Source organism: Sphingomonas faeni (assembly GCF_003053745.1).
Classification (GTDB): domain Bacteria; phylum Pseudomonadota; class Alphaproteobacteria; order Sphingomonadales; family Sphingomonadaceae; genus Sphingomonas; species Sphingomonas faeni.
Genome location: NZ_QAYE01000008.1, coordinates 30,864 through 57,188 on the forward strand (window position 1 = coordinate 30,864; position 26,325 = coordinate 57,188).

Below are 26,325 nucleotides of genomic sequence, written 5' to 3' on the forward strand. Positions count from 1 at the left end.
ACCGTACGCTCAGCGTGCGGTGGCGATCGCCATTCCGGTCAAGAACGAAGACCAGTATCTGCTTGGCTGCCTCGACGCGCTGGATCGTGCCGCGGGGCGGTATGGCGGCAAGGTCGTCATCGTCGCGATGGCGAACGACTGTACCGATGGCACAATCGATATCCTGACGAACTGGCGGCCGACGCATGCGACGCTTGCATGGTCCGCCGTTTCGCTTTTACCGGGTGCGCGCCACGCCGGTTGGGCACGCCGCCTTGCGCTTGACGCTGGTGCTGCGCTGCTCACGCAACATACCGATCTCCTGATGTCCACCGATGCGGACACGAACGTCTCCGCGGACTGGATCGTGCGGATCGTCGCGCATATCGATGCGGGTAACGACGCCGTGGCCGGTCGCGCGCTGACGCTTCGGTCCGACCGTGCGAGCCTTGGCGCGGCGGCACGGCGGCGGCTCGATCAGCTCGGGCGCTATTATACCGCGCTGGATTATCTCCGCACGCGCGCCGAGACCGAAGCGCATGATCCCTGGCCACGCCATTTCTACGAGGGCGGCGCGAGTATCGCGGTGACGCACGCCATGTACCGCCGGATCGGTGGCGCCCCTACCCCACCCGTTGCGGAGGACCGCGCGCTGTTCGATCGGATCCGGGCGCATGGCGGGCAGGTCCGGCACCCGCTCGACGTCCGCGTCTTCACGTCTTGCAGAATTTCAGGCCGCGCGCCGGGCGGCATGGCGGACGCGGTCGCGCGGTGGATCGACCAGCCGGTCGACGCGCCGCTGCACGAGACGTATGCGGTGACGGCGGCGCTAAATCCGGCCGCCGCGAGCCCGGGCGATCAGCTCAGCTTCGCGACATTGCCCGATGCGATCCGCGAGGCGCAGACGCTGATCCGCCTAACGCGCGTCTTCCAGTCGCCAGAGGTCGAGACGATACGCTTCGTGCCGATCGCTGCGAACGACCGTGACACGATCACCGAGCGCGGCGTGCAGTTCGGCGACGGCATCGTCCCCGCTTTTGGGATAGTCGGTCTCGCCGATCCAGTGGACCAGCATCACATACCCGCCTGACGCCGCCGCCGAGCGGACATACGCGGCCAGCCGGACGATGTCGGCGCTGTCCCAGTAATACACCACTTCCGACAGCAGGATCAGGTCGAACGTCCCTGCCGGAGCGTCTTCGGGAAGTCGGCGCTGCTCGATGCGAACATGGGGTTGGTCCGCGCACCGTTGGCGCGCAGCCGCGACCGCGGTTTTGGAGACGTCGAGCGCGAGCAATGCATCGCATCGAGCCCCGAGCCGTGCGGTCAGGACACCGTTCGCGCAACCGACCTCCAACGCGCTCTCGAACCGGTCCTTCGGCAACGCGGTCAATGTCTCGTCATACTTCGCGGCCTCGTACGGGCTGGTCTCGAACTCCCACGGGTCGCCCTTGTCCTTGTAGAGCGCCTCGAAATATTCGGGCTCGATCGAGTGTTCACGGCGCATCGCGGGTCTCCAGCAACAGGGTGCTCGGCCGATCCATCAGCCGCATCATCGCGTCGGGCAGCCGGAAGTTCTCGCGCGCACCGACGATCCGCCCGCCGCGCTGGCTCCGGTGGCACGTCATCGCGCGACGCTGTCTGGGACGACCGGATGCGGTGGCGATCGAGACGATGCGCGCACCGCGCAAGCGCTCGGTCAGGTCGGGGACGGTCCAGCCCCAGACAAGATACTGCCAGAGACGGCAATGCGCGCGCCGTGCCACTGCCTCGGCGAGTGCGGCTGCGGCCTCGTGATCGCAATGCGGTTCGCCGGACCAAGTCACGGCGATCTGGCGGACGCCGCGAGCATTGCACCACGCGGCCAATCGATCGACGCTGCGCACGAACAGCGGATCGCCCTTTGATGCCGGCGACGCGTCGGGCCAATCTAGATAGAGCGCGTCCTGCTCGCCACCCAGGGCCTTCAACGCCGCCTGCGCTTCGCCGCGCCGCAGCCCCGCGATCCGTTTTTCACTCCAGCCCGGCGCATTGGGATGCGATCCAGAGCCATTGGTCAGGAACGCGGTATGAACACGTCCGCCGGCCGCCGTCACCGAGGCGATGAACGCGCCGCATCCGAGCGTCTCGTCATCGGGATGCGGCGCTAGCACGAGCCAAGGCCCCTGCCCCGCCGCCGTCTCGGCCGATAGCCGCCGTGCGCGCCGCGTGAGATTGCTCCAGGCCTTGCCGCCCGGTGCTACCACCACCGATCGTCGCCCCAGCAGTCATCCTCCAGCCACGCCGCCGCCGCCCGGTCGCGCGCCTGATCGGGGACCGGCTGGCGCAGGTACAGCCCGAGATCGCGCGTGATCCGGTCGATCCGGCTGGCCGCGAAGAACGATGCGGTGCCCACCGAGCGCGCCGCCGCTTCCATCGTCTTCAAGCCCGCTTCCTCGACCACGCCGCGTGTCATCAACACCATCGGGATGGCGTCGCTCGCCTGCGCCTCGGCCAGATGCGCCGCCTGGCGCACCCACAAGCCTGCGCTCCGCGTTTCGGTCAGGCAGGCGGCAAACCGCGCGCGCTGGATCGGATCCGCCCCCTTGCCGGTTGCGACGAGGTGATCGCGCAGATGCCGGACGAGTGCCTCGACCGCGCCGAGCTGGACCGCCGTGAACCGCCACGCGCCCGCGCTGAAGCGTGGCTCGCGTTCATAGTCGTTCGGCGCACCGATCACGCCTTCGCGACCGATCTCCATACCCGTGAAGTCGAACCGCCCGCTGCACGTGCCGCGCATCCCGCGGACCTGCCAGCCGGAATTGTCGGTCCGCGCAGTCTCGCCCGCGATCGGGACCAGCACGAGTTGCTTGTCGCCATTCGCGTCGCGCGCGGTCACCAGGATGCGATCGAGATGCCCGGCCCCGGTCGCAAAGCTCTTCGCGCCGTCGAGCGTCCAGCGATCGTTGCCCGCCGCGTGGATCGCGAGCCCCGGCGCCGGTTCGGTATTCCAGACGCCGAAGACCTTGCCGGCCGCGAGATCCGCATCGAGCGCCTTGCGCTGCGCGTCGTTGCCGTAGGTCGCGACGAGCTGGACGGCGTTCACATGGCCTTCGAACACGCGCCCGAGGCTGAGGTCGGCGCCGCCGATCGCGCGGAGGACGTCGAGCAGCGCGTCGGTCTGCACGCCCGTGCCAAGCGTCTTGAATGCGGCCAGCGCGCCCGCGCCGTGGAGGTCGGCTATCCGCTCCGCCGGGAATGTCTCGTGCGAATTGTCCTGGTCCCATGCCGCGGCGAGGTGCCGGACGGTCTCCAGGACGGTCCAGCCGGTTGGATATGTGGTCAGTGGCCGAGTCCCCGTGAAACCGATGGCGGTACGCCAGCTTCATCACACAGAACGCGGGACGTAGCCCAGCGTTGCGTATCGCCGCCGTGGGAAGCGGAACTAATTTTCCGCGTACGACACCGCCGCCGAACCTTTGGTTAACGCTTGGCCGGCATACTCCGATCGAACGGAAAGGATCGGATTCGATGGCACGCGAACAGGACGTCTTCACGCTTGTCGGCAAGCATATGCAGATCGACCAGCCGTCGCTTCGCGGGCGTCGTTGCGATAGCGATATGCCGCCGATCGCGGACCTGATCCGTCGGATCGACCGCGCGCTCTTGGAACGCCGCGCGGCCTGAACGCCTAGTCGTCCGCGCCGGCTGTTCCGATCGCGGAGGCATACATCTGTGCCGCACGCTGCTCCCGCGGATCCTTGAACGCCCGCATCGGGTCGGGCGCATCGCCGGTCGCGCGCAATACGGCCCAAAGCGCGAACTTCCGGCCAGCATTCCGCTCGGTGCCGAACGCGATCGACACGCGCTCGCGACCTGCCTCCAGAGCCTCCGGGCTGAGCGTATCGATGTCGGTCGTGCCGAAGAAGTGGTGCGAGATCGCGTCTAGGTCCATCCGCGCGCCATGCCGATGTCGGCACGCAAACGCAAACTGCCCACCGCCGCGGCGCCGCTCCGAACCATATGGTTGCGATCCGACGAACCACCGCTTAAGTGCGCGTCGAGCCAGCATCCGGACGGGTGGCCGAGTGGTTTAAGGCAGCGGTCTTGAAAACCGCCGTAGGGGTAACTCTACCGTGGGTTCGAATCCCACCCCGTCCGCCAGTCCATACAACCCGAACGCACTCGGAGATCAGTTCGCCTTCCCCGGCGGAATGATCGGCATGGGGAGCGGCGCGACCGGAACACCTTCCTCGACAAGTGCCTTCGCCTCCGCGAGGCTCGCCTGACCGTGGATGGTCGCGTGTTTCTCGTCCCCGAGATGCATCGCGCGTGCGCGGTCGGCGAACGCGGTGCCGACCCATTCCGATGATTCCAGCGCCTTGGCCTGCCGCGTGGCTAGCATCTTCATCGCCGCCTTGACCGCTTCCGGGGTCGGCGCCGCCGGCTTGCTATTGCCCTTGGCCGGGATCGCAGGCGCCATCACCGCCTTGGTGATCGTGCCATCGTCGCAAACCGGACAGCGGACATGGCCCGTCGAGCGTTGCTCTTCATAGGCGCCGCTCGATCCGAACCACGCCTCGAACACATGGCCACCACCGCACTTCAGGTCGAAGACGATCAACCGATGGTCGATACAGGAGGTATCGTCCGGCGGTGCGCGAGGACCGGAATACGCGATCGCACCTCCTCAATCCGAGCGAGGTCGATCTCCGCGAACGCCAGCCCTGCGGTGTCGCCCATGTCGAGCAGCACATCGCCCCAGGGATTGATCACCAGAGAATGGCCGTAGGTTTCGCGCCCGTCCTCGTGGATACCGGTCTGCGCTGCCGCAACGACGAAGGCGCCCGCTTCGATCGCCCGCGCGCGTAGCAGGATTTCCCAATGCGCTGCGCCGGTCGGTCGCGTGAACGCAGCGGGAACCGACAGGATCGTCGCGCCAGCATCGCTCAACGCGCGGTAAAGGTCGGCGAACCGGAGGTCGTAGCAGATCGACGTTCCAAGCTTGCCAGCGGGCGTGTCGATGACGGTAGCGGTCTCGCCGGCGACATAGGCGGAAGATTCTCGCCAGCTTTCGCCGGACGGAAGATCGACGTCGAAGAGGTGGAGCTTGTCATAGCGTGCGCGAATTGCGCCGCTCGGGTCGATCACGAACCCACGATTGGCGAACTTGCCGTCCGGGCGTCGTACTGCCAGCGATCCAAGATGGACCCAGATGCCCGCCGCCATCGCTGCGTTGGGAACCGCCGCCAGCACTGGGTCTTCATCCTCGGCGACGATCGAGCCGGCCGCGCGGGACCGATCGCGGTCGATCAGACCCGACATTTCGGGGGTGAACAGCATCGCCGCGCCGGCCTCTGCGGCCTCCCTGATCGCTTCGACCAGCGTCGCGGCGTTGACGGCGGGATCGATCCCGCTCGTCATCTGGAGGACGCCGATCTTCGCCATCAGGCGAGCAGTGCGTCGAGGCCGCCCTTCGCGTCGAGTGCGGCCAGATCGTCCGATCCGCCGATATGCTTTCCATCGATGAAGACCTGCGGCATGGTCATGCGACCGCCCGACCGCTCGACCATCTCGGCCTTTTTCGGGCCCCCCATCGTAACGTCGAACTGTTCGGGCTCGACCCCCTTCGATGCGAGGAGCTTCAGCGCGCGCGTGCAATACGGACAGAACGCCTTGGTGTAGATTTCGACTTTAGCCATGAGGCGGGAAATGTGGTCTCGGTTTGCCGTTGTCAATCGTCAGACGCCGGCAAGACCCGCGCCCAGCACAGGATCACGACCGATCGCGCGCCCGCCTTAAGCAGCGCGCGGGTACACGCGTCGGCGGTCGCGCCACTGGTGTAGATGTCGTCCACCAGCGCGATCGCCCTGCCCCGCACGCGGCCCGGCGCCGTAACCGCGAACGCGCCCGACACCGCCTTTGCCCGCTGTCGTCCGCCGAGCCCGCGCAACAGGATCGTTCGCCTGGGCCGCGTCAGAACGGTGCGATCGTGCCCTACCCCGGACAGCTTCGCGATGGCGTCGGCGATCAGCGCCGCCTGGTTGAAGCCGCGCGACCATAATCGCCAGCGGTGCAGCGGCACCGGCACCAGCAAGTCGACCTCGTCCGGCAGCAGGCGCCGCATCTGTCGGGCCATGGTCTCCGCAAAGGCGATACGACCGCCATATTTCAGGCGCAGCGCCAGCGTCCGTGCGATCGGACCGTAAGCGACGGCAGCACGGACTCCGGCATGACGCGGCGGACCGGCGAGGCATGCCGCACACCGTGCGTCGTCACCGCGGTCGAACGCGAAGGGTATGTTGCAGCCAACGCACCAAGGCGGCCCCAGGAACCGCAATCCGGTCCAGCAGATCGCACAGAACCGGTGATCCTCGGCAACCGGCGTACCGCAACCGGCGCATCGCGGCGGCAAGGCGATCCCGGCGATGAAGCGGAACGGGGCGAGTATTGTCATCCAGCCCCCCATGAGTGCCAGCCCTTGTCGGACGCGGGCGACCACGGCACAAGCGGAGACGTGTCCGATATCGTTTCAGCAAACTCCGCCCCCGAGATCTTCGACCGCGCCGCGCGCCGTGTCCGCCGGGACCGCGCCGCGCCGGGCTATGCCGAGCATGATTTCCTGCGCGCGACGATGCTCGACGGGATCGCCGAGCGGCTGGATGCGGTGACGCGCGACTTTACCGACATCCTCGATCTCGGTTGTTTCGACGGCGCCTTCACCCCACCGCCGGGTGCGCGAGTGGCGCGCTGCGATGCGGGGTTCGCGTTTGCCGCCAAGCCAGGCGGCGTGCAGGCAGACGAGGATCGTCTCCCCTTCGCCGATGCCTCGTTCGATCTTGTGGTGAGCGCTGGCGTACTCGATCAGGTCAACGACCTGCCGGGCGCGCTGTCCTTGATCCGCCGCGTGCTCCGCCCCGACGGCCTGTTTCTCGGCGCGTTCGTCGGTGCGGGGAGTTTGCCGGCACTGCGCAGCGCACTGAGGTCCGCGGAAAGCGAGCGGCCCGCCGCGCGTCTCCATCCGCAGATCGACGTACGATCCGCCGGCGACCTGCTGATGCGTGCAGGGTTCGCCTTGCCCGTCGCCGATGTCGAAACGCTCGACGTCGGATACCGCGATCTCGGGAGGCTGTTCGGTGATCTGCGCGGGATGGCGGCAAGCAACATACTCGCGCAGCGGCAGCCGCTCGCGTCCGCCACCGTTGGACGGGCCGCCGCAGCCTTCGCTGGCGCGTCGGACGATCGTGGCCGAACCCACGAGACATTCCAGATCGTGTTCCTGACCGGCTGGTCGCCGGACCCTTCGCAGCCCAAGCCAGCGAAACGCGGCAGCGCGACTGCATCGCTCGGTGCAGCGCTAGGACGCCACGATCAAAGCGGCGCCTAGCCGATCACACCGTCGCCTTCGGCCCCGCGTGCCAGGATCACACCCATCGCGTCGAACAGCGAATCCATCGCGACCGGCTTGAAAATAACATCGTCTGCACCCGCCGTCAGACAGCGCTCCCGCAGATCGGGCGCGATATCCGCGGTAACGACGATGATCGGCACCTTGGCCTTGGCGTCCTGCCGGGCACGAATATGTTCGATCGCGGTGATACCATCCATGCCCGGCATCCGCAGATCGACGAGGATCATCGCGAACTCCTGTTCATCAAGGATTTCGAGACCGCGTTCCGCACTTTCCGCCTCGACCATCGATACGCCAGCAACGTCGAGCATATCCTTGACGACACGACGGTTCATCCGGTCGTCCTCGATGAACAAAACGTTCACCGTAACCCCCACTTAACATAGATCAAAGGAGGATATATCTTGGCCATATGCAGGCCTCTACGCCTCATGCAGCATGCGATACAAGGTCGGGATTCGCTCCGTTCGTCGATACCGATTCATCGAACATCATCGCAATCAGCGCACTCCCGCTCACCGGCTTCGCAACGACCCGCGTGATCCCCGTACGCAGCAATTCTTCACGCTCCTTCTCTGCAGCGACAGGCCATAGCAACGTCGTCTCGGTTCCCGAAATATACGCCGCTTCGGCAATCCGCGACAGTCCGCCCAGCGCGTCGTCGCTTGCGCGCACCGTCGCATCGTCGATCAGCACGCGCGCGACGTCCCGATCGGCAAGACGCATGACCGCTTCGTCGACCGAAGCTGCGAAGGCGATCGGGCCGCCGTAAGGCGCGAGCAAGGTCTTGAACATGCTGCGCGTGATCGGGTTGCGATCGACGATCAGCGTGCCCGGTCGCGTCTCCGTTTCGACGATCTCGACCGCCTCCGTGTCGGCACGGATCAGCGGCAGGACGAGCGTGAAGGTCGCCCCCTGCCCTACGATGCTGCTGACGGACACGTCACCGCCCATGGCACGCGCCAGATTGCGACAGATCGACAGTCCCAAGCCAGTACCACCGAACTGTCGTGTCGTCCCGGCATCGGCTTGACGGAACGATTCGAAGATTTCCTCGATTTTGTCGGCGGGAATACCGATGCCGGAATCGGTGACGGTGACGCGCAGTCGGTCGTCGTCGCCGACCTGGATGCTCAGCGCGACATGGCCCGCTTTGGTGAACTTCAGCGCGTTCGACAGGAGATTGAAGACGATCTGTCGAACCCGTGCGGCGTCGCCCATGATCATCGCAGGGCAACCGCCGACATCGACGGTAAAGGAAAGGCCTTTCGCGCGCGCCTGCTCTTCCCACATCCGCGCCGCGTCCGTCACCGTTGCGCAGACGTCGAACGGAGCCGCCTCGATCGTCAGGTTGCCGGTTTCCATCTTGGCGACGTCCAGGATGTCGTTGACGAGCGCCCGCATCGTGATCCCGGCGCCATGCACCACGCCAAGCCGGTCGCGCATGTCCGCCGGAAGCGTCGGGTCCGCCAGCATCACCTGAGTCATGCCCAGAATACCGTTCAGCGGCGTCCGGATCTCGTGACTGGTCGTGGCCAGGAACTCGGTCTTGGCAGCCAGAGCCTTGCCCAATGCGCTGTTCGTCGTCGCAAGGTCGTCGTTGGCCGCGCGTACCTGATCCCGGCTGCGACGGATCGTAACCAGTCCGATCGCCAGCAGAACGATGACGACCGCGACCGCAGCCCCCGTCGCGATGAAGATATTCCGCTGGGTCCGCGCCTGCGTGCGCTCGAACGCGATACTGCGCTGCAATTCGCTGGCCTTGAGTTGGCTGATCCTCAACTCCTGATTGGCGAAGTCGAACCGCGCCGCCATCAGCGCGGTCTTCGTGTCGGTGGCGAGCTTGGTGCCAGCGTCGTCAAGGCGCTTGAGGGCTTGCAGATGGACCAGCGCCGAAGTGGTGTCGCCCGTTGCCGTGAAGACATTGTACGCGGTCTGATGAAAATCGCGGTACGAAATGCCCGTGGTTTTCGGATCGATCCCGACCAGCGCGCTTTCGATCAATCGATTAGCGCGTGGCAGGTCACCATGTTGCAACGCCGCCTGCGCTGCCGTTGCCGTCAGGCGCCCTGCGAGACTTGGGTCACTGGGATCGGCCATCGCCCGCCCGTTCGCGATAGCCCGGTCCGCCAGCGTCAGGTTGCCAAGTTCGAGCTGTACGCGCGCGATGTTCATATAAATCAGCTCGAGCAGGTTCCTGCTGTTAAGCTGCTTCGCGAGATCGAGCGCGTTCTTGAACTGCTCCGCGGCCTTCTTGTATTGTTTGTCCTCCGCGAACACCAAGGCACGGTTGTTGTAAACCGAGACGGCGATATTGACGTCCCCCCGATAGATATCGAGCGCCTGCTGATAATAGCGATCGGACGTCTCGGGGTCCTTGGCCTGCGTGTAGAGCAACGCGATAAAGACCAGCGCCCGCGACTGCCCCCGGGCATCGCCAAGCTTTCGGTAGATACCGAATGCCAGTTGATAGTCGATCAGTGCATTGCCGACATGGCCCTGATAGCTGTCGAGCCAACCCATCGATATGAGCAGGTCGGCATGAAGCTTCGACTTTGGCTGATACCGTTTCACCGCCGCAAGTGCCCCCCGGATAAGCACATCCGCCTTGTCGGGGGTATTGATCCGGAGATAAGCCTCGCCTTGCAGCCATTGCGCGGTGGCGATCGCGATGCCGCGAGCTTTCTCGTCGGCGATTTGTGCACCAAGGCGTTCGGCGACGATCGCTTTGGGCAACGCCTTGGCCGGATCGACCAGCATCGTCGCATTGGCATCCGCGACCGTCGTCTCGTATCGGTCGGCAGCAACGTCCTCTGCCTGGACGATCGCCGGTTGCGCTGACACGGCTGGACCGATGAACGTCAGGGCTACGGCGGCGGCCGCTACGATCCAGCGCTGCGCCATTGCGATCAAGCGCGCTTCCAGACGGTCGCGAGCCGATTGAACGGCGCGCGCATATCGGCTGCCAAAGCCTGATACTTTCCATCATCGAGAAAGTGGATCAGCGCATCGAGGTTGATCGGTCGGCTAATGAGGAAGCCCTGGATCATGTCGCAGCCCATCACCGACAACAGGGCCATCGCCGCCTGGGTCTCGACACCCTCTGCGACCACCTCCATCTCGAGCGCGTGCGCGAGGTCGATCGTCGAGCGGACGATCAGCGGGTCGCGATTCGAACTCGTGAGTTGCGTCACGAAAAGCTTGTCGATCTTCAGTTCGCGTGCCGGCAACTGCTTAAGATACGCTAGCGACGACAAGCCGGCGCCGTAATCGTCGATCGCGATGACGATCCCGATATCCGCGAATATCTTGAGGTTCGCGATCGCGCTTTCCGGGTCACGGATGACTGACGTCTCCGTGATCTCAAACCCGAGTTGCGCTCCGCTCGCCTGCACCAACTCGCAGGCGCGACGAACGAAGCGCTTGTCGGCGAGCAATGCCCCCGCGATGTTGATGAAAATCCGGAGGTCGTGACCACTGGCAGCCAGCGCCTTCTGATCGGCAATCGAACGGCGGATCGTCCACAACGTAAGTGCGACGATATCCCGCGACTCCTCGGCCAGAGGAATGAAGTCGTTGGGCAGCACGAGCCCGCGTGTCGGGTGGTTCCAGCGGACCAGCGCCTCGACGCTCGTGACCTCCTGGCGACGGAGATGAACCTTTGGTTGGTATTGGAGGAACAGTTCCTCCTTTTCGATCGCACGCGTCAGGTCCAGCGATAGCTCGGCACGATCCATTGCCGCCGGGTTGCCGGTCACGTCCCGCGCGATCGTGATTCGTTCGGCCCGGGCTTCGCGCAACGCGTGCTCGGCCTCTTCTATGAGCAGGACCTCGTCGCGGTGCGCCGAGGCGGCGGCAGCGCCCAACTGGATATGGATCACATACGACTCACCGTCGATGTCGAACGGGTCCTCGAACGCAATTTCCAGCGCGGCGATTGCAACGTCCAAGGCTAGCCGTGCCTCGCTCTCGAAGACGATTTCCGCCGTGTCGCGTCCCGCGACCATGACCCTGGCGTCGGGCAGCGTATCGGCGATCCTCGCCGCGACATCGACTATCACGGTGTCCGCCCTCGATCGTCCGAGATGACGTCGCAACACCGCAAAATTCGCAACCTCGGCGATTACGAGAAACCGCCAAGACCCTTGTGAGGCCTGGAAAATCGCATCCCGCGTGCGCTTTATCGACAGGTCGGCGTCCAACAGCCGAATGCCCCCCAAATGCGGGCTGCCTTCGACCTGACCGTGCGGAATGTGGCTCATCCCAATCCGAATAGCTCGGACGCATAAATATACCCTTAAGCACCTAGCACGCCCGGACGCCAAGAAGATGGTTAACAAATTACAAATGTTATTGTTTAACGCTTCATTAACCGATATTCGGGACCGGCACCTTCTCGGTGCCAATTAGGGAGCAAAACATGCTGAAGCTCATTATCGCGCTCGTTTACGGCGAAGGCATTCGCCCCTGGTGAATGCCGGTCGGCTCGAACATTGCGGAGGCGTCGAATAAGGACGCGCCTCGGTGTTCGGGCCGACACTTTAAAGTGGCTGCTGTCTGGACCGAGGCACTTCGACGCAACTGCCCGCCAGCTACGCGCTGATTTTGGTTTATAGTCTTCCCATCGGCGAAGCGTGAACCTGCTTAGGCAAACCCCGCGCCGATCCTGGATGCCCCGACTGCTAGTCGGGACTAAAAACGGTACCCTCAGGCGGTAACGTTCTCGCGCCGCACCGGAGCCCGCACCGGGTTCGAGAACCGCATCGCATCATCGATTGAACCGAACTTGAGCGCGAGCACGTCCAGGGCGTAATTCTGGTTCAGCTTCCACGGCTTGCGCTCTCCCTGCGTCGGTAAAGCCGCAGCGGCGCGCTGCACGTACCCCGATGTGAAATCGAGGAACGACTCGCTCTTCATGGTCGGATCGTCGTTGAACGGCGTTGCCTGCCGCAGGCCGCGCTTCTTCATCGTGTTCAACAGACGACACATGTAGATCGCCGTCAGGTCCGCTTTCAGCGTCCACGACGCGTTGGTGTAGCCGAAGGTCGACGACAGGTTCGGTACGCCGTCGAACATCATGCCCTTGTACTGAAGGCGGCCGGCAAGCTCGACCGGCTTGCCGTCGAGACTAAACGCGACGCCGCTCATCAGTTGCAGTTCGAGCCCCGTCGCCGTGACGATCACGTCGGCGGGCAGGTCCTTGCCCGAATCGAGGTGGATGCCGTCGGGCGTGATCCGCGCGATCGTGTCGGTGACGATCGAGGCGGTACCGGCGTTGATCGCTGTGAACAGGTCGCCGTCCGGCACCAGGCAGACGCGCTGGTCCCACGGGTTGTAGCGCGGCGTGAAATGCGTCGCGACGTCATAGTCGGGGCCGAGCTGATCGCGGACCATGCCGATCATCCGCTCCTTCACGACCGCGGGCTTCTTGCGGGCCATCCGGTAGAAGAACATCCCCATCAACACGTTCTTCCACCGCGTGATGCCGTAGGCCGCCTTAGCCGGCAGTTTGCCGCGCAGCCAGTTCGCCACGCCGTCCTCGCCCGGCCTTGCGACGATATAGGTTGGCGAGCGCTGGAGCATCGTCACGTGGGCCGCGGTCTTCGCCATCGACGGGACGAGCGTCACGGCGGTCGCGCCGCTGCCGATCACGACGACGTTCTTGCCGCTATAGTCGAGGTCCTCGGGCCAGAATTGCGGGTGGACGATCTGCCCGGCAAAACTGTCCGCCCCCTCGAACTCGGGCGAATAGGCCTTGGCGTAATTGTAATAGCCCGCGCACATCGAGAGGAAGTTGCAGGTAAGCGTTACCGGGCCATCGGGGCCGGTGGCTTCGACGGTCCAGCGCGCGTCCTCGGTCGACCACGCCGCGGCCTTGACGTGATGGCCGTAGCGAATCTTCCGATCGATTCCGTACGCTTGCGCCGTCTCCTCGACATAAGCACGGATCGAGGGGCCGTCGGCGATCGACTTGGCCGCCGTCCAGGGGTGGAAGACGAATCCCAGCGTGTGCATGTCCGAATCGGAGCGGATGCCGGGATAGCGGAACAGGTCCCACGTCCCGCCCATCGACTGCCGACCCTCGAGGATCATGTAGCTGCGATCAGGGCAGCGCGTCTGGAGGTGGTAGCCGGTGCCGATCCCGGAAATGCCGGCGCCCACCACGATCACGTCGACATGTTCGGTCATGCTGCATCCTCGCGCCCCGGCGTTGCGCCGTAGGTTTCATAACCGAACCTATCCTGTTGTGATCTTTACTCAATAGTCCTTCGTATATTTCACGCTCGCGCTCTGTCCGCCGCTCGATCCCGCGGCCGACAACAGGCTCAGCGCCTTGGTCAGTGCGATCTCGAGCTGCGTCGAGGTGAAGCCCTTCGCGTCGGTCACGATCTCGACATAAATGTTCTTCGTGATGTACTTGCCCGCAGCAAGGCTCGTGCCACGCCCGGTCGCCTGGTCGGCGCCGAGCACGCGCAACCGGTCGAAACCGGTCGCCGAGCGCAGCTTGCCGAGCGGGTTCAGACCGCCGCCGCCCGACCCACGCAGCGAGTTCAGCGCGGACGCCAGCTGGATCGCCTCGGTCGCCGACAGATTGGCCGGGCTCGACCCGAACAACAGGCGGCTGAGCACTTCGTCCTGCGGCAGGACCGGCGTCGACGTGAACGCGATCTGCGGCTTCTGGCCGGTCCCGGTGACGTTGATGACGACGGTGATGTCGCTGGTGGTCGTGGTCGCCTGGATATTGATATCCGGGTCGGTCAGCGCGCCGCCACGGAAGCGGATCTGCCCCTTGTTCACCTCGAACCGCTTGCCCGAGAAGGAATAGGTGCCGCGGACCACGTCCATGCCGCCGGTAACGATCGGCGCGGCGGACGTGCCGCCGATGTGCATGTCCATCTCCCACTCGGATTCGAGGCCCATGCCCGAGACGAACAGCTGGTTCGGCGCGCGCACCCGGAGGTCGAGCTTGAACTTGCCGATCGCAGGCACGTCCGAACGATCGGTCGAGACCGGCGTGCGAATGTCGCTCTTGCGACGTACGCCGGTCAGTTCGGGAACCTCGGCCTGGCCCTGACGGATGATCTGGTAGCGTGCCTCGGGGATCTGGAGATCGCCCTGGATCAGGCCACCATTGCGCCCGTTGGTGAGGTGAACCGTGCCCGTTGTGGTCGCGCTGATCGCGTCGCTTTTGGCGAGCTGCGCATTGTTCAGCGTCGCGCGGAGATCGATCGGGAAGCCGCTGTCCGCCGCGAACCCGATCGTGCCCTGTGCCTGCACGGTACCGTCGCCGGCCTTCGCGCTCAACTGCGTCAGTTGCAGGTCGGTGTTCGAGAACCGCCCGGCGATCCGCATCTGCGACAGACGCGTACCATAGGTCTCGTTGTCGTAGGTCAGGTTGTCGGCACGGACGACACCGTTGAGCTGGGGTGCGGACAGGCGCCCGGAGAAGTCGGCAGCGACCGCGATCGGCCCCGACAGTTGCTGGTTCGGGATCGCGGCAAAGCTGAACAGCACCGCGGATGGGCCGTTATAGCGGATCCCGCCCGATAGCGGCGCGGCCATCAGGCGCGTGCTCCACGAACCGTTGCCGGCTGGCAGCGGTCGCAGGTTCGCGACCATGCGGCCGATCACCGACGTCCCGCGACGCACCAGCGCACGACCGGTCGCACCCTCGCCGCCGAGCGTTCCGGCGAACACGATGTCAACGGGATCGGAGACGGCAGCGAGCCCCGAGCGGGTGAAGTTGGTGACCGTCACGCGTGCGTCGGCGGTCGGCAGTGCGGCAGAATTCGCCTGCGAGAAGTCGAGGCTGCCGGTCGCCTTGCCGCCGATACCGAGGTTCGGGACCAGGGCGGAGAGCGTCGACAAGTCGAGGCGGTCGAGTCGGACCTGTGCGTTCGTGCCGCGGCCGTAGCTGCCTGCCAAGCGCGCCGAGCCTCCGCCTGCGCCACCGAAGTCGATCCGGGTCGGCGACAGGCGATACTCGCCCTTCACCGCTTGGATGCGCGCCGGGTTGACGGTGCGGAAGTCAATGCCGTTGGCCTGGCCCTGTGCAGCGACGAGGTAATTGTTGGGGCTGAGCTTGGCGTTGACCGCGAGGCGGAACGGGACGCCGTTCGAACCAGTCAGCAGCGCCTGCGCTGTGCCGTTGCCGCCGACATAGTTCACCTTTGCGCGTGCCGCCGAGAGGACGATCGCGCCGTAGCGCATGTCCGCGACCTGTGCGTCGGCGACGATCTGTGGCGTCGGCGTCAGCACCGCGGTGGCGTTGACGATCGCGCGGCCGATGGTGAAGTCGACCATGCCGGGGATCTTGGCGCCGTTGGCGCGCGCTGCGACGTCGGCGCGCTGGTAGCCGCCCTGGTTGGCGAGGCGGACGTTGCCCGACAGGCCCTGCCCGGCGAACTGGAGTGCGCCCGCGAACGGGCCGGCCGCGGTCTGGACGATGCGGCCGCTGCCGACGATCCCGGCGAACACCACGCGGCGCACGTCGACCGCGAGTTGCGCGCCCGGCTTTACCAGCACGTCGGCGGTGAACGGCCCGTAATTGGTGCCGCCGCTCGCGGTGACGGCATAGGCGCCGCCACGGCCGACGATACGCGCGTTGAGATTGACGAGGCCAACGCCAACGCCCGGCCGCGGTGCACGCAGGACGACGACGGGAGCCGTCGCGCTGCCCGTGACGCGGGCGGACAATGGGCCGTAGGCGGTCGAATACGCATCGGCATTCACCAGCACCGCGCCAGTGGCCGGATCGAACCGGCCCTCGCCGCGCGTGACTCGGAACTGTGGCGCGTTCATCCGGAGATTGCGGAAGGTGACGATGCCCTCGGGGCTGTAGCCGATGTCCGAACGGACGATCGCGTTGCCGCCGAGGAAGCTGCGCGCGCCTTCGTTGAAGATCTGCGAGGTCTGCGCGACGACGCGGCCGGTGATCCCGAAGCCGCCCTTCGGCCCCGGTACCAGCTTGGCGTCGGTCGTCAGGTTGACGATGCCGATCCCGTCGACGCGGTAGTTGTTAATCCGCCCCTTGAGCGCGCCGGTGTAGCGCCCGGTCGCCATGTTCGCGACGACCACCGCGGTCGCATCGATCTTGTCCGAGCGGATCTTGAGGTTGTCGGACAGGACGTTGACGCCCGAGATCGCGAAGTCGCCGTCGATCGCGACGTTAGTCGCGAGACCGCCGACCGCCGCGTTCAGGCCCGTCACGCGACGTGCGCGCGCCTTGACTGGCACCAGGATGCGGTCGGAGTTCACGCGCGCGAGACCCTCGGCGTAGAGGTTCTCGACGCCCATGTCGCCGAACGCGATCGTGGCGGCGCGGACCTTGTAGTCGACCGTCGGCGTCGCGAATGCACCGTCGAGGACGACGCGTGCCGTGACATCACGACCGCGCAGGTTCGGCAGGATTGCGCCCGGCGTCAGCAGCTTCGCGTTCACCGCGAAATTGCCGAAGCGGCTGTTCGCGAGATCGATCAGGCCACCGGCGTCGACCGCGAGCGCGTCCGACTTCAGCGTCATCCGCGTGTCGGCCTTGCGGTCGTTGAGCGTGGTATCGATCGCCACGTCGAGCTGTGGCGACGTCAGGCGCTCGACCGGACCTTCGAGATACAGGCCGGGACGCGTCGAACCACGTACTTCGATGTGGCCGTTCTTCGCGGTAAGCCCGAGGTTGGCGAGTTGCCCGCCGCCAAGCGTCGCGACCGCGCGACCCTGCCACGAGGCCCAGCTGCCGCGACCATCGACGGTCGCGGTCAACGGCGCCTTGAACGACCCCATCGTCGAGACGACGCCGCCGACCGGTGCAGTCAGCTTCAAATTGACGTCGAGCTTGTTCTGTTCGGGCACCGCGTCGAGCTTGAGCACGAGGCGGTCGCCACCGGCGATGCCCGGGCCGGTCAGCGCGGTCGCGTTGGTGGTCAGCTGCGCGCGCTTGTCGGCGATGTGGACCGCACCGTCGATCTTGACGATGTGCGTCTGGCCGGTGACCGGCTTGGCGATCAGGAAGCGATCGATCACCAAGCGGTTCACGTCGATGTCGAGATCGGGAAGTAGCGGCGCGTTGGGATCGGTCGGCGTCGCTTTGAGCACCGGGCGGCGCTGCAGCGTGACCAGCGGCGTGGTCAGCGAGCGTACATCGACATGGTTCTTGGCGAACGCGAACGGGCGCCAGTCGACGGCGAGCTTCGGGCTGGTCAGGAACACACCCTTGGGATCGGACACGCGCACGTCGCTGAGCGTCATCGCGCCGTAGATCGAGCCGTCGATCCGGCCGACCTTGATGTTGAGGCCGGACGCAGTGGTGTAGCCGCCGATCTGGTCGGCCACGAGACGCCGACCCGGATCGGTGTTGATCCCGAACAGCACGATCAGGACGAGCGCGACCAGACCGACGACCAGGATCGCGAGCCATTTCAGGGTGCGCTGCCACAATGGGCGCCGCTCTACGATAACGGTCTGCTCGACCTCAGGAACGCCGTTTTCGGCCATCAGAATGCCTGCCCGATCGAGATGTAGAGGGCGATCTTGCCGTCGCCCTCGCGTGGGTTCAGCGGCGTCGCGACATCGAAACGCATCGGGCCGAAGCTGGTATAGAATCGCCCGCCGATACCCGCGCCGTAGCGCAGGGACGACAGGTTCGGCGTGCTGCTCTCATAGCTGTTGCCGGCGTCGATGAACGGCACGATGCCGAAATCGCCGAACCGGTAGCGGGCCTCGAGCGCGAATTCGTTGAGCGAGCGCCCGCCGACCGGATCGCCGTTGGGATCGAACGGCCCGAGCCGCTGATACCCGTAGCCGCGCACCGATCCGCCGCCGCCGCCATAATAGCGCCGCGATGGCGCAAGGTCGTCGCGCGAGACGCCCTGGATCGAACCGGCCTTGGCGCGCCCGGCGATGACGATGCTGCTGGAGACGGGGTAGTAGAACGTCCCCTCGATCATCGTGCGGACGTACGGCTTGACCGACCCCTGCACCGAGGTCTCGGGGCTGAGGTTCAGCGTCAGACGGTAGCCCTTGGTCGGGTTGAGCAGGCTGTCGGAACGATCGAACCGCACCTGGCCCGGCAGCGCGACGATGCCGTAGGTGCGTCGGACGTTCTCGCCGCGCCCGAAATCGTAAACGCTCTCGTTCGTCCCGACGAGCTCGCCACCATAATAATAGGTCAGCGGCTTCTGCCAGATCGGCGTCGAATCGTAGCTCCAGCGAACGCCAACGCTGGTCGTGAACGCGTCATAAGCGTCGTAATTCGAATGGTTCGCGCCCGCGGTCAGGCTGAACGTGCGATCGCGGCGGCCTGCGTTGGCGCGGCGGAACGTGCCGGATACACCCTGCTCCTGCGTACCGGCGATCACCGATCCGATCAGCGCGCCCTCGTACGGGAACAGGTTGCGGTGCTGCCACGTGCCTTCCGCGCGGAAGCCCTGCCCGGTCGAGAACCCGACATTGCCGCCGAGCGAGCGCGGCTTGCCCTCGCTCTGGCGGACCAGCAGGTCGACCTGCTCGGTGCCGTCGGGATTGATCGTCCCGGTACGGACCGGCTCGACCGACACCGTCGAGAACAGCGACGTCGCGACCAGCGCATCGCGCAGATCGTCGGTCATCCGGTTGTCGTAGAGTTCGCCCGACTTGAAGCGCGGGAACAGGTTCAGATGCTCCAGGTTGAAGACCGGATCGCCCTCGGTGCGAAGCTGCCCGAACGACGACCGCGGACCGGTATCGACGGGCAGCGTGTACGCGCCGGTCGGGGTCTGGTCGTCGAGCAGGATGTCGCGCTCGCCGACCTTGACGAACGGATAGCCCTGCTGCGGCAGCGTCAGGCTGACATTCGCCTCCGAACCCTGGATGCGCGCGGCCTCGATCGGATCGCCGACCTTGAGCGGCAATTGCGTGCGGACGAGGTCGGGGGGCGTCGTCGCGTCCGCCTTCACGGTGATCGACGACAGCGAATAGAGCCGGCCGGGTTGCGCGCTGACGGTCGCCTTCAGCCGCGCGGGCTTGGACTTGTCGGCGTCGGGGATCGTCTCGATCGTGGAGATCGCGGTCGCATCGTAATAGCCGAGCGACTTCAACAGCCGCACCGCGAGCGCCTCGTCCTCGCGCGCACGCGCTGCGACCTGCGTAGCGTTCGCCGCCTTGCCCTTGCCCTCGGCGAGCGCGGACAGCGCCTTGTATTCGCCTTCGAGCCCGTCGCCCGCCTTGTCGAGACCCTTGGTCGCGGTCTCGTAGCGGATCTCCGGCGCGTCCTTGTCCTTGATGTCCGCCGCGGTCTGGAGCGGGGTCGTGTCGAAGCTCGACAGCGGCGTCAGCGGCTGCGCGAGTTGCGGATCGCTCGGGCCGGTCGGCGGCAGGACGTCGCCCGCCAGCGTGGTCGCGGGGGCCGTTGCCGTGGCTGGCGTCGCAGGTGTCTGAGTAGATGGAGCAGGCAGCGGCGCCATCGCTTCCAATGGCGCATTCAGGTCACCGCTCAACGGCGGCAGGGCGCTGTCGAACTCGGCATCCGGCACGATAGGCGCGTCGGAACGCGGGTCGTTCGACTGCGGCTGATCGCTTGGCTTGGGCGCATCGGGGCCCTTGGCCGGGGCGGTGCCCGGCTTCACCAACTGCGCGGAACCGACGCCCGCGAATCCCGTTGTCGACGCTACCAACGCCAGAGCGAGCCAATGATGCCGGCTGTTAGAAGCTGTCACACGATCCCCTTTACAGGCAGCGATCGTGCTCGATTCACCCCCATCTTCGTCCACGTAACGCACATAGGACGGCTTGGTTTCACAAAAATTAACCTCAGACACAGCCGATTAGGCCACCGACCGGCATGACGACAGTATCCCGTCCGGGGCGGTCGATCCGTAGCGTCGCGGACGTCACGGTCGCGCCCGCCGAGATGTCGGCGCGCACCGCGACGGCCATGTCGAGCGTCGCGGTCACGTCGCCGCCGCGATATTGCGTGACGCCGCCAAAGCCGAAGCCGATCGCGGGCGACTGGGTCGTCATCGCATAGTCATTGGTCTTGCCGTCGATCGCGAGACGGATCTGCGCGGGGTCGGCGGTCGCCATCGCGACGAGTTGGCGGCCGGCATCCATGCTCCAGAGATACGCGGCGCACCCCTTGGCGGGGAGCTTCTGCTGGCCGATCGCACCGAGGGGACCCGGACCTGAATTGGCAGCTGGCGCAAGCGTCGCGGCTTGCAGCGCGAGCATAAGAGCGAGCGATATCATGGCGTCACGCCTATCATGAACAGCCACGCGGGATAAGCCGCGATCGCCAGCAACGCGCCGAATGGAAGCGCCGTGTCCGCCGCCATGCTCCTCCCCTTGAGGTGCGCGGCCAGCACGACGCCGAGTCCGATCATGCTCGCGATCAGCAGGACGGCGGGCAACATCTGCCACCCGAGCCACAGCCCGATCGCACCGAACAGCTTGGGATCGCCACCGCCCATGCCGTCGCGGCCGCGTATGCGTCGATAGCCGAACGCGACCAGCCACAGCGTGCCGAACCCGGCGAGCCCGCCGATCAGTCGCTCCTGAAGCGGCGGGTCGATACCGAGCACGGCGCCGACGAGCCCGGTCGCGGCGAGAAGCATCGTCAGCCGATCGGGCAGCCAGAACGCGACGAGGTCTAGGCTTGCCAACGCCAGCAACAGCCATCCGAAAACCGCGCCTGCTATGCCGACCGTCCCCGGTACGACGATCCCCGCTGCCAAGCCGATCGCCAACCCCGCCAACTCGATCCGCCAATGCACCGGACTGATCGCGACGGCGCACCCTTTGCACCGGCCGCGCAGGACGAGCGCGCTCAGCAGCGGTACCAGCTCGACCGCGCGGAGAGTCCGCCCGCAGCCATCGCACGCCGATCGCCCCTGCATCACCGATCGCCCGTAGGGCCAGCGCGTCACCAACGCCGCGACGAAGCTGCCGATGATTGCGCCGAGCACCCCCAGCAACACCGCCCAGAACGCAGCCTCAGACACCCGTTTTCCGCACGAGGTAGCGATACACGCCGAGGAGGTTGATCCCGAACAACACGATGTTCTGCGTGCCCAGCGCCCAGTCTCCGGTCAAGGCCGCACCGCTCAGCCACGCAATCGACGAGCCGACGAACAGCACGAACCCCCACCCCGTCACGCGTCGCCCGAAGTCGAGCGACACCATGAAGGCGGCGATCACGCCTGACGCGGCGGCACACCATTTGAGCGTCGTGATGAGTGTTTCCATGCCGACGGGTCTAGGCGCATCCCGCCCTGCTTTGTATTGCCGCATATCAACCCCAGATACGGGGGCAGAAGAATATATGGAGAGTGAAGTGGCCGCCGATCCAGATCCCATCGTCATCCTGTCCTACGCGCGCACGCCGATGGGATCGTTCCAGGGCGCGCTTGCCGGCGCTACCGCGACGCAGCTTGGCGCCGACGCGGTGCGTGGTGCGGTCGCGCGATCGGGCGTATCAGCGGCCGAGATCGAGCGGATCTACATGGGTTGCGTGCTGCCTGCCGGGCTCGGCCAGGCGCCGGCGCGACAGGCTGCGATCAATGCAGGGCTTGGTGATCATGTCGAGGCGACGACGGTCAACAAGATGTGCGGTTCGGGAATGCAGGCGGCGATCCTTGCCGCGGACGCACTGGCGGCCGGCTCGGTCGACCTGCTCGTTGCGGGCGGTATGGAGAGCATGACCAACGCGCCCTACCTCTCGAAGAGCCACCGTGGCGGTGCCCGGATCGGCCATGACCGGATGTACGACCATATGTATCTCGACGGGCTCGAGGATGCGTACGAACCCGGCAAACTGATGGGCAATTTCGCCGAGGATACCGCGCACGAATATCAGTTCACGCGGCAGCAGATGGACGATTACGCGATCGAGTCGCTGCACCGCGCGCAGGCCGCGCAAAAGTCCGGCGCGTTCGACCGCGAGATCGTCTCCCTTGATATCGCAGGTCGGAAAGGCACGACGACGGTCTCGCTCGACGAACAACCGGCCAAGGGCGATGTCGCCAAGATCCCGACGCTGAAGCCTGCCTTCTCGAAGGACGGCACGATCACCGCCGCCAACGCGTCGTCGATTTCCGACGGTGCTGCGGCACTGGTGATGACGCGTGCAAGTGTCGCCGAAAGGCTCGGGATCACGCCGATCGCGCGCGTTGTTGCCCATGCCGCACACGCGCATGCACCGGCGTTGTTCACGACCGCACCGGTGTTCGCGATGCGGAAGGCGATGGAGAAGGCCGGCTGGTCGGCGTCGGATATCGACCTGTTCGAGGTCAACGAAGCCTTCGCCGTCGTCGCGATGATCGCGATGCGCGACCTAGGCCTGCCGCACGACAAGGTTAACATCCACGGGGGCGCGTGCGCTCTCGGCCATCCGATCGGCGCTAGCGGCGCGCGGATCATGGCAACGCTGCTCTCGGCACTCGAAACAACCGGCCAGAAGCGCGGCCTTGCCTCGCTCTGCATCGGCGGCGGCGAAGCGACTGCGATGGCAGTGGAATTGATGCGCTAGTATTCTTTCCCCCCTCCCTGGAAGGGAGGGGCCGGGGGTGGGTCGTCGTCCGTATCACGCAACGCCACCAGCAAAGCGCCCCCTCAAACCTCAAGGCAGAGTCTCCCCAGCCTCAACACCCCAAAGCCCCCCAACGGCAACAAACCCCGCCTGCCCCTTAACATCCATCCGGCACCAGCCATTCCCGCACTGGCTCAGCCGACCGACCACGCCCGGCGCCGCGCGCCACAGCAGCCGGCTCCCCGCATTGGGCTTCTCCCGCAACTCCACCGGCCCACCGCCATGAACGATCGCAGTCCGCGTACCGCTCAGCAAATTCGCCTGCATCCAGCCTTCGGTCCCGTCGGGATCCGCGACCTTCCGCCACTCCTTGAAGATCGCGACGACCTTGATCGGCAGATCCTGGCGCTGATACAGCCAGCTCGCCGGATAGGTCCGCGCAGGACCGGTCCGCATCCGTGCGCGCGACGCCGAGATCGACGCATAATAGGGCAGCGTGCGCTTTGTTGCGTCGGCCGCAGCCACCGGGTCGGGCACCAGCGCGGTGGCAACGAAAACGGAGAGCGCGACGGCGAGAATGCGCATGGTCATGTCCTAACTGGCGAGCCACCGTCCTATCGCGACGCACCGCATTCCTCAACCGAAGTTGACGGCGCGACGTTGACGGGCACGAGCACCTTCGCCAAGCCCGGCGCATGACCGATACACGCCGCTGTCCGAACCCCAAGGTCGTCGTCACCCGCGAGCTGGCCGACACACTCATGGATCGGATGGAGGCGCTGTTCGACACGCAGAACAACCGTGCCGACACCAAGCTCGACCGCGAGCAACTCGCCGCGGCAATGGCCGATTGCGACGTCTTCGTACCGACCGTAACCGACGATATCGATGCCGCGCTGATCGCGGGCGCAGGCGACCGCCTGAAGCTGATCGCGAACTACGGTGCGGGCGTGAACCACATCGACCTGAAGGCGGCACGCGCACGCGGGATCATCGTCACCAATACGCCGGGGGTGCTCACCGAGGACACGGCCGACATGACGATGGCACTGATCCTGTCGGTGCCGCGGCGGCTGGCGGAGGGCGAGAAGCTGGTGCGGTCGCGCCAGTGGAACGGATGGAGCCCGGGCGGGATGCTCGGCCACCGGATCGGCGGCAAGGCGCTCGGGATCGTCGGGATGGGGCGGATCGGACAAGCGGTCGCACTCAGGGCGCGCGCGTTCGGGCTGACGATCCATTATCATAACCGCACCCGCCTGCCCGCGGTCCGCGAGGCGCAGCTGGCCGCCACCTTCCACGAATCGCTCGATGACATGCTCGGGGCAGCTGACATCGTCACGATCCACACGCCCCTGAATGCCGACAGCCGCGACCTGATCGACGCCCGCCGGATCGCGCTGATGCGGCCGCACGTGTACCTCATCAACGCCGCGCGTGGCGGGATCGTCGACGAGGGTGCGCTGGTCGATGCGCTGGAAGCGGGCAAGCTTGCCGGCGCAGGGCTCGACGTCTGGGCGCACGAGCCGGTGATCGATCCGCGGCTGCTCGCGCTGCCCAACGTCGTGATGCTGCCGCACATGGGCTCCGCGACGCTCGAAGGGCGGATGGCGTCGGGTGAGCGCGTCATCCAGAATATCCGGATGTGGGCGGATGGCCATCGTCCGCCGGATCAGGTGCTCGACGGCTGGGTCTGACCCCGCCGATACGATCTGCATCAATATTTCGGAACCGATGCCGCGATGCAGCATTTGTTGGATACCCCCGGAGAGACAGGAGTATCCGAGATGAAGAAGTTTGCCGTTTCCGCCCTGCTGGTCGCATCTGCCGTATCGATGAGCGCATGCTCGACGCTCAAGGGCGCGGGCATCGGTGCAGCCGGTGGCGCAGGCGTTGCCGCCGCGACCGGCGGTAGCGTCGAGAAGGGTGCGGCCGTTGGTGGCGCTGGTGGCGCCGTCGTCGGTACGGTTGCCGACTGATACGTTACCCCGCAACATGAACGATCCTCCCCCGCCAGGGGGGAGGTGGCACTGAAGGTGACGGAGGGGGAGGAAGGCGAAACATCCGTTCCGTGTCCTCCCCCTCAGTCTGCCAAAGGCCAGCCACCTCCCCCTGCCGGGGGAGGATCGCAGCGATTTTAAACCGCGCGCATCCAGTGGGTCCGCGCTACCGTTCCGGTCAGGACCTTCGACCCGAACGCCTTGATGATCTTCGCCGCATCGGCACTGTTCATCAGCACGACGCGTGTTCCGCCCGATGGCAGCGTCTCGATCGCACTGATGATCGCGCCATGCTTCTTGCACATGGCCACGACCTGAGGCTGTTCGACGCTGACATTGACCGCGCGCGAGATCGGCACGACCGTGTCCGTACCCGTCGTCACGATGCGGACTCTGAGATCACGAAGGCAGAATAGATCGTCATGCGGCATTCCCGGCTCGGAGCGGGAGCGCAAAGCATCTCTCAGTCACAGCCTGCCCGTACGAAGCGCCGCGATAACCAATCTATCCACGCTATCGCCCCGAACGGCAATGGCGCGGCACGCTTTCGCTATGCTCGCACCCGCAGCAAAGCGAGACCGAACCCGACGAAGATCGCCCCCGTCACGCGGTCGAACGCGCGCCGCAACGCCGGGCGCGTCAGATAGCGCGCGAGCGTCCGCCCACCGGCTGCATACACGCCGTACCAGAAGCTCTCGACCACCGCGAAGGTCACGACGAGTATCGCGAACTGCGGCGCCTGCGGTGACGCGCGGTCGACGAACTGCGGCAGGAAGGCGGCGGCGAACAGCAACAGCTTGGGATTGCTGATTCCGATCACGAACCCGCCGCGAAACAGCCGCCGCGCCGACACGGTCGGGGGGAGCACCACCGGAGTCGTATCGTCGCCGACGTCGATCGGAGACCCCGCCCCGCGCCATGCCTTGATCCCGAGGAATATCAGATACGCGACGCCGGCATAACGCAGCGCGTCGAACACCCGCGGCCACGCCGCCAGCAACGCGGACACGCCTGCTGCCGACGCCGCCAGCACGAGCACCAGTGCGGTTAGGCACCCCGCCATCGCCGCAACGCTCCGCCGTGCACCAAAAGCTATGCTGCGCGTCATGACGTGCAGCATGTTGGGTCCGGGCGTTCCGCACAACAGGAACACGGCGACCACGAACAGCCACCAGGCATGTAGCGTCATGGGGCATCCTATTCCTGTTAAGTCGCGACAGGAGATGCCGCAGCCAATCTGATTCCGGACCCGTTCGGGGCACCTCTTTTCGAAACAAGGGCGCGGCCGCGTTCGAACGAAGGTCCACCCTTCCTTGTTCTCCCGCGAAGGCGGGAGTCCAGACTGGGTCCCCGCCTTCGCGGGGAAACACGCTTCGGTTGGTTCCAACCGATAAGCGCAGATCTGTCCCAGGGCACGAGGTGTCGCACAACCGATGCTATCGAAGGTTCGACATCATCGACGC

25 protein-coding genes, 1 tRNA gene and 1 pseudogene are annotated in these 26,325 nt (G+C 65.8%); 7 read left to right on the forward strand and 20 right to left on the reverse strand.

The window, feature by feature from the left end:
- Window positions 1-19 precede the first annotated feature (19 nt).
- Window positions 20-388 (forward strand): annotated as a pseudogene (locus C8J25_RS21150) (glycosyltransferase); the annotation flags it as partial.
- A gap of 507 nt (window positions 389-895) precedes the next feature.
- Here C8J25_RS21150 and C8J25_RS14570 read toward each other — a convergent pair.
- Genes C8J25_RS14570 through C8J25_RS14580 form a run of 3 tightly spaced genes read right to left on the reverse strand, consistent with a single transcriptional unit; the run spans window position 896 to window position 3,145 of the window.
- Window positions 896-1,486 (reverse strand): class I SAM-dependent DNA methyltransferase, encoded by a 591-nt coding sequence (locus C8J25_RS14570; protein ID WP_107955100.1) that lies wholly within the window; start codon window positions 1,484-1,486, stop codon window positions 896-898.
- Window positions 1,476-2,228 carry a PIG-L deacetylase family protein gene (locus C8J25_RS14575; protein WP_167397725.1) on the reverse strand — a complete coding sequence of 251 codons (753 nt, stop codon included), beginning with the start codon at window positions 2,226-2,228 and terminating at the stop codon, window positions 1,476-1,478. The genes C8J25_RS14570 and C8J25_RS14575 overlap by 11 nt, the downstream gene beginning before the upstream one ends.
- Window positions 2,219-3,145 (reverse strand): acyl-CoA dehydrogenase family protein, encoded by a 927-nt coding sequence (locus C8J25_RS14580; protein WP_244187130.1) that lies wholly within the window; start codon window positions 3,143-3,145, stop codon window positions 2,219-2,221. The genes C8J25_RS14575 and C8J25_RS14580 overlap by 10 nt, the downstream gene beginning before the upstream one ends.
- Window positions 3,146-3,489: 344 nt before the next feature.
- On the opposite strand from C8J25_RS14580, the gene C8J25_RS20780 reads away from it, so the two are divergent.
- Complete coding sequence (locus C8J25_RS20780) at window positions 3,490-3,645, forward strand: hypothetical protein (RefSeq protein WP_167397726.1); 156 nt, start codon at window positions 3,490-3,492, stop codon at window positions 3,643-3,645.
- 4 nt (window positions 3,646-3,649) lie between these two features.
- On the opposite strand, the gene C8J25_RS14585 is transcribed toward C8J25_RS20780, so the two are convergent.
- Window positions 3,650-3,913, reverse strand: a complete 264-nt coding sequence (locus C8J25_RS14585) for a hypothetical protein (RefSeq protein ID WP_107955105.1) — start codon at window positions 3,911-3,913, stop codon at window positions 3,650-3,652.
- Window positions 3,914-4,032: 119 nt separating this feature from the next.
- On the opposite strand from C8J25_RS14585, the gene C8J25_RS14590 reads away from it, so the two are divergent.
- Window positions 4,033-4,122: transfer RNA gene (locus tag C8J25_RS14590), tRNA-Ser, on the forward strand.
- A gap of 28 nt (window positions 4,123-4,150) precedes the next feature.
- Here the strand turns inward: C8J25_RS14590 and C8J25_RS14595 are convergent.
- The 4 genes from C8J25_RS14595 to C8J25_RS14610 are packed head-to-tail and all read right to left on the reverse strand — an operon-like array spanning window position 4,151 to window position 6,415.
- Window positions 4,151-4,582, reverse strand: coding sequence for a DUF1178 family protein (locus tag C8J25_RS14595; RefSeq protein ID WP_107955107.1), 432 nt, complete (start codon window positions 4,580-4,582; stop codon window positions 4,151-4,153).
- A complete protein-coding gene (locus C8J25_RS14600) occupies window positions 4,579-5,406 on the reverse strand; it encodes a carbon-nitrogen hydrolase family protein (protein ID WP_107955109.1) in 828 nt (275 codons plus the stop codon). Before C8J25_RS14600 ends, C8J25_RS14595 begins: the two co-directional genes overlap by 4 nt.
- Window positions 5,406-5,660, reverse strand: coding sequence for a glutaredoxin 3 (gene grxC, locus C8J25_RS14605; RefSeq protein WP_056063132.1), 255 nt, complete (start codon window positions 5,658-5,660; stop codon window positions 5,406-5,408). Before grxC ends, C8J25_RS14600 begins: the two co-directional genes overlap by 1 nt.
- 32 nt (window positions 5,661-5,692) lie before the next feature.
- Complete coding sequence (locus C8J25_RS14610) at window positions 5,693-6,415, reverse strand: ComF family protein (RefSeq protein ID WP_107955344.1); 723 nt, start codon at window positions 6,413-6,415, stop codon at window positions 5,693-5,695.
- Window positions 6,416-6,475: 60 nt separating this feature from the next.
- Between C8J25_RS14610 and C8J25_RS14615 the strand changes: the two genes are divergently transcribed.
- On the forward strand, window positions 6,476-7,345 hold the full coding sequence (locus C8J25_RS14615; RefSeq protein WP_167397727.1) for a class I SAM-dependent methyltransferase: 870 nt from the start codon (window positions 6,476-6,478) through the stop codon (window positions 7,343-7,345).
- On the opposite strand, the gene C8J25_RS14620 is transcribed toward C8J25_RS14615, so the two are convergent.
- From C8J25_RS14620 to C8J25_RS14660, 9 genes are all read right to left on the reverse strand, one after another.
- On the reverse strand, window positions 7,342-7,734 hold the full coding sequence (locus C8J25_RS14620; protein ID WP_056063121.1) for a response regulator: 393 nt from the start codon (window positions 7,732-7,734) through the stop codon (window positions 7,342-7,344). The genes C8J25_RS14615 and C8J25_RS14620 overlap by 4 nt on opposite strands.
- Before the next feature lie 64 nt (window positions 7,735-7,798).
- Window positions 7,799-10,273: an ATP-binding response regulator gene (locus C8J25_RS14625; RefSeq protein ID WP_244187153.1), complete on the reverse strand. Its 2,475-nt coding sequence runs from the start codon at window positions 10,271-10,273 to the stop codon at window positions 7,799-7,801.
- A gap of 5 nt (window positions 10,274-10,278) precedes the next feature.
- Window positions 10,279-11,631 (reverse strand): EAL domain-containing protein, encoded by a 1,353-nt coding sequence (locus tag C8J25_RS14630; protein WP_208622611.1) that lies wholly within the window; start codon window positions 11,629-11,631, stop codon window positions 10,279-10,281.
- Window positions 11,632-12,076: 445 nt separating this feature from the next.
- Window positions 12,077-13,558 carry a flavin-containing monooxygenase gene (locus tag C8J25_RS14635; protein WP_107955111.1) on the reverse strand — a complete coding sequence of 494 codons (1,482 nt, stop codon included), beginning with the start codon at window positions 13,556-13,558 and terminating at the stop codon, window positions 12,077-12,079.
- A 69-nt stretch (window positions 13,559-13,627) separates the two neighbouring features.
- The gene (locus C8J25_RS14640; protein WP_107955113.1) at window positions 13,628-17,860 is read right to left on the reverse strand and encodes a translocation/assembly module TamB domain-containing protein; all 4,233 of its coding nucleotides are present in this window, start codon (window positions 17,858-17,860) and stop codon (window positions 13,628-13,630) included.
- A complete protein-coding gene (locus tag C8J25_RS14645; protein WP_244187132.1) occupies window positions 17,860-20,058 on the reverse strand; it encodes an autotransporter assembly complex protein TamA in 2,199 nt (732 codons plus the stop codon). Before C8J25_RS14645 ends, C8J25_RS14640 begins: the two co-directional genes overlap by 1 nt.
- A gap of 94 nt (window positions 20,059-20,152) precedes the next feature.
- Window positions 20,153-20,587: a hypothetical protein gene (locus C8J25_RS14650; protein ID WP_107955116.1), complete on the reverse strand. Its 435-nt coding sequence runs from the start codon at window positions 20,585-20,587 to the stop codon at window positions 20,153-20,155.
- Window positions 20,584-21,339: a prepilin peptidase gene (locus C8J25_RS14655; protein ID WP_107955118.1), complete on the reverse strand. Its 756-nt coding sequence runs from the start codon at window positions 21,337-21,339 to the stop codon at window positions 20,584-20,586. Before C8J25_RS14655 ends, C8J25_RS14650 begins: the two co-directional genes overlap by 4 nt.
- On the reverse strand, window positions 21,332-21,583 hold the full coding sequence (locus C8J25_RS14660) for a hypothetical protein (RefSeq protein WP_055879041.1): 252 nt from the start codon (window positions 21,581-21,583) through the stop codon (window positions 21,332-21,334). The genes C8J25_RS14655 and C8J25_RS14660 overlap by 8 nt, the downstream gene beginning before the upstream one ends.
- Before the next feature lie 88 nt (window positions 21,584-21,671).
- Here C8J25_RS14660 and C8J25_RS14665 point away from each other — a divergent pair, with 88 nt between their 5' ends.
- Window positions 21,672-22,865: an acetyl-CoA C-acyltransferase gene (locus C8J25_RS14665; protein ID WP_425275469.1), complete on the forward strand. Its 1,194-nt coding sequence runs from the start codon at window positions 21,672-21,674 to the stop codon at window positions 22,863-22,865.
- A 90-nt stretch (window positions 22,866-22,955) separates the two neighbouring features.
- Here the strand turns inward: C8J25_RS14665 and C8J25_RS14670 are convergent, their stop codons facing one another.
- Entirely contained in the window at window positions 22,956-23,456 is a 501-nt protein-coding gene (locus tag C8J25_RS14670) for an SH3 domain-containing protein (RefSeq protein ID WP_425275470.1), read from the reverse strand.
- A gap of 104 nt (window positions 23,457-23,560) precedes the next feature.
- On the opposite strand from C8J25_RS14670, the gene C8J25_RS14675 reads away from it, so the two are divergent.
- Window positions 23,561-24,559, forward strand: a complete 999-nt coding sequence (locus tag C8J25_RS14675; protein ID WP_107955121.1) for a 2-hydroxyacid dehydrogenase — start codon at window positions 23,561-23,563, stop codon at window positions 24,557-24,559.
- A 90-nt stretch (window positions 24,560-24,649) separates the two neighbouring features.
- Window positions 24,650-24,841, forward strand: a complete 192-nt coding sequence (locus tag C8J25_RS14680; RefSeq protein WP_093399163.1) for a hypothetical protein — start codon at window positions 24,650-24,652, stop codon at window positions 24,839-24,841.
- 158 nt (window positions 24,842-24,999) lie between these two features.
- Here the strand turns inward: C8J25_RS14680 and C8J25_RS14685 are convergent, their stop codons facing one another.
- Complete coding sequence (locus C8J25_RS14685; protein ID WP_132833271.1) at window positions 25,000-25,245, reverse strand: hypothetical protein; 246 nt, start codon at window positions 25,243-25,245, stop codon at window positions 25,000-25,002.
- Between the two features lie 167 nt (window positions 25,246-25,412).
- Window positions 25,413-26,051 carry a LysE family translocator gene (locus tag C8J25_RS14690; protein WP_107955125.1) on the reverse strand — a complete coding sequence of 213 codons (639 nt, stop codon included), beginning with the start codon at window positions 26,049-26,051 and terminating at the stop codon, window positions 25,413-25,415.
- Between the last annotated feature and the right edge of the window lie 274 nt (window positions 26,052-26,325).

Excerpts from the sequence above, each read along its gene's own strand:
- C8J25_RS14570 (WP_107955100.1), bottom strand. The coding sequence starts at position 1,486 with ATGCGCCGTGAACACTCGATCGAGCCCGAATATTTCGAGGCGCTCTAC.
- C8J25_RS20780 (WP_167397726.1), top strand. The coding sequence starts at position 3,490 with ATGGCACGCGAACAGGACGTCTTCACGCTTGTCGGCAAGCATATGCAG.
- C8J25_RS14585 (WP_107955105.1), bottom strand. The coding sequence starts at position 3,913 with ATGGACCTAGACGCGATCTCGCACCACTTCTTCGGCACGACCGACATC.
- C8J25_RS14600 (WP_107955109.1), bottom strand. The coding sequence starts at position 5,406 with ATGGCGAAGATCGGCGTCCTCCAGATGACGAGCGGGATCGATCCCGCC.
- grxC (WP_056063132.1), bottom strand. The coding sequence starts at position 5,660 with ATGGCTAAAGTCGAAATCTACACCAAGGCGTTCTGTCCGTATTGCACG.
- C8J25_RS14610 (WP_107955344.1), bottom strand. The coding sequence starts at position 6,415 with ATGACAATACTCGCCCCGTTCCGCTTCATCGCCGGGATCGCCTTGCCG.
- C8J25_RS14625 (WP_244187153.1), bottom strand. The coding sequence starts at position 10,273 with ATGGCGCAGCGCTGGATCGTAGCGGCCGCCGCCGTAGCCCTGACGTTC.
- C8J25_RS14630 (WP_208622611.1), bottom strand. The coding sequence starts at position 11,631 with ATGAGCCACATTCCGCACGGTCAGGTCGAAGGCAGCCCGCATTTGGGG.
- C8J25_RS14635 (WP_107955111.1), bottom strand. The coding sequence starts at position 13,558 with ATGACCGAACATGTCGACGTGATCGTGGTGGGCGCCGGCATTTCCGGG.
- C8J25_RS14640 (WP_107955113.1), bottom strand. The coding sequence starts at position 17,860 with ATGGCCGAAAACGGCGTTCCTGAGGTCGAGCAGACCGTTATCGTAGAG.
- C8J25_RS14650 (WP_107955116.1), bottom strand. The coding sequence starts at position 20,587 with ATGATATCGCTCGCTCTTATGCTCGCGCTGCAAGCCGCGACGCTTGCG.
- C8J25_RS14660 (WP_055879041.1), bottom strand. The coding sequence starts at position 21,583 with ATGGAAACACTCATCACGACGCTCAAATGGTGTGCCGCCGCGTCAGGC.
- C8J25_RS14670 (WP_425275470.1), bottom strand. The coding sequence starts at position 23,456 with ATGACCATGCGCATTCTCGCCGTCGCGCTCTCCGTTTTCGTTGCCACC.
- C8J25_RS14675 (WP_107955121.1), top strand. The coding sequence starts at position 23,561 with ATGACCGATACACGCCGCTGTCCGAACCCCAAGGTCGTCGTCACCCGC.
- C8J25_RS14680 (WP_093399163.1), top strand. The coding sequence starts at position 24,650 with ATGAAGAAGTTTGCCGTTTCCGCCCTGCTGGTCGCATCTGCCGTATCG.
- C8J25_RS14690 (WP_107955125.1), bottom strand. The coding sequence starts at position 26,051 with ATGACGCTACATGCCTGGTGGCTGTTCGTGGTCGCCGTGTTCCTGTTG.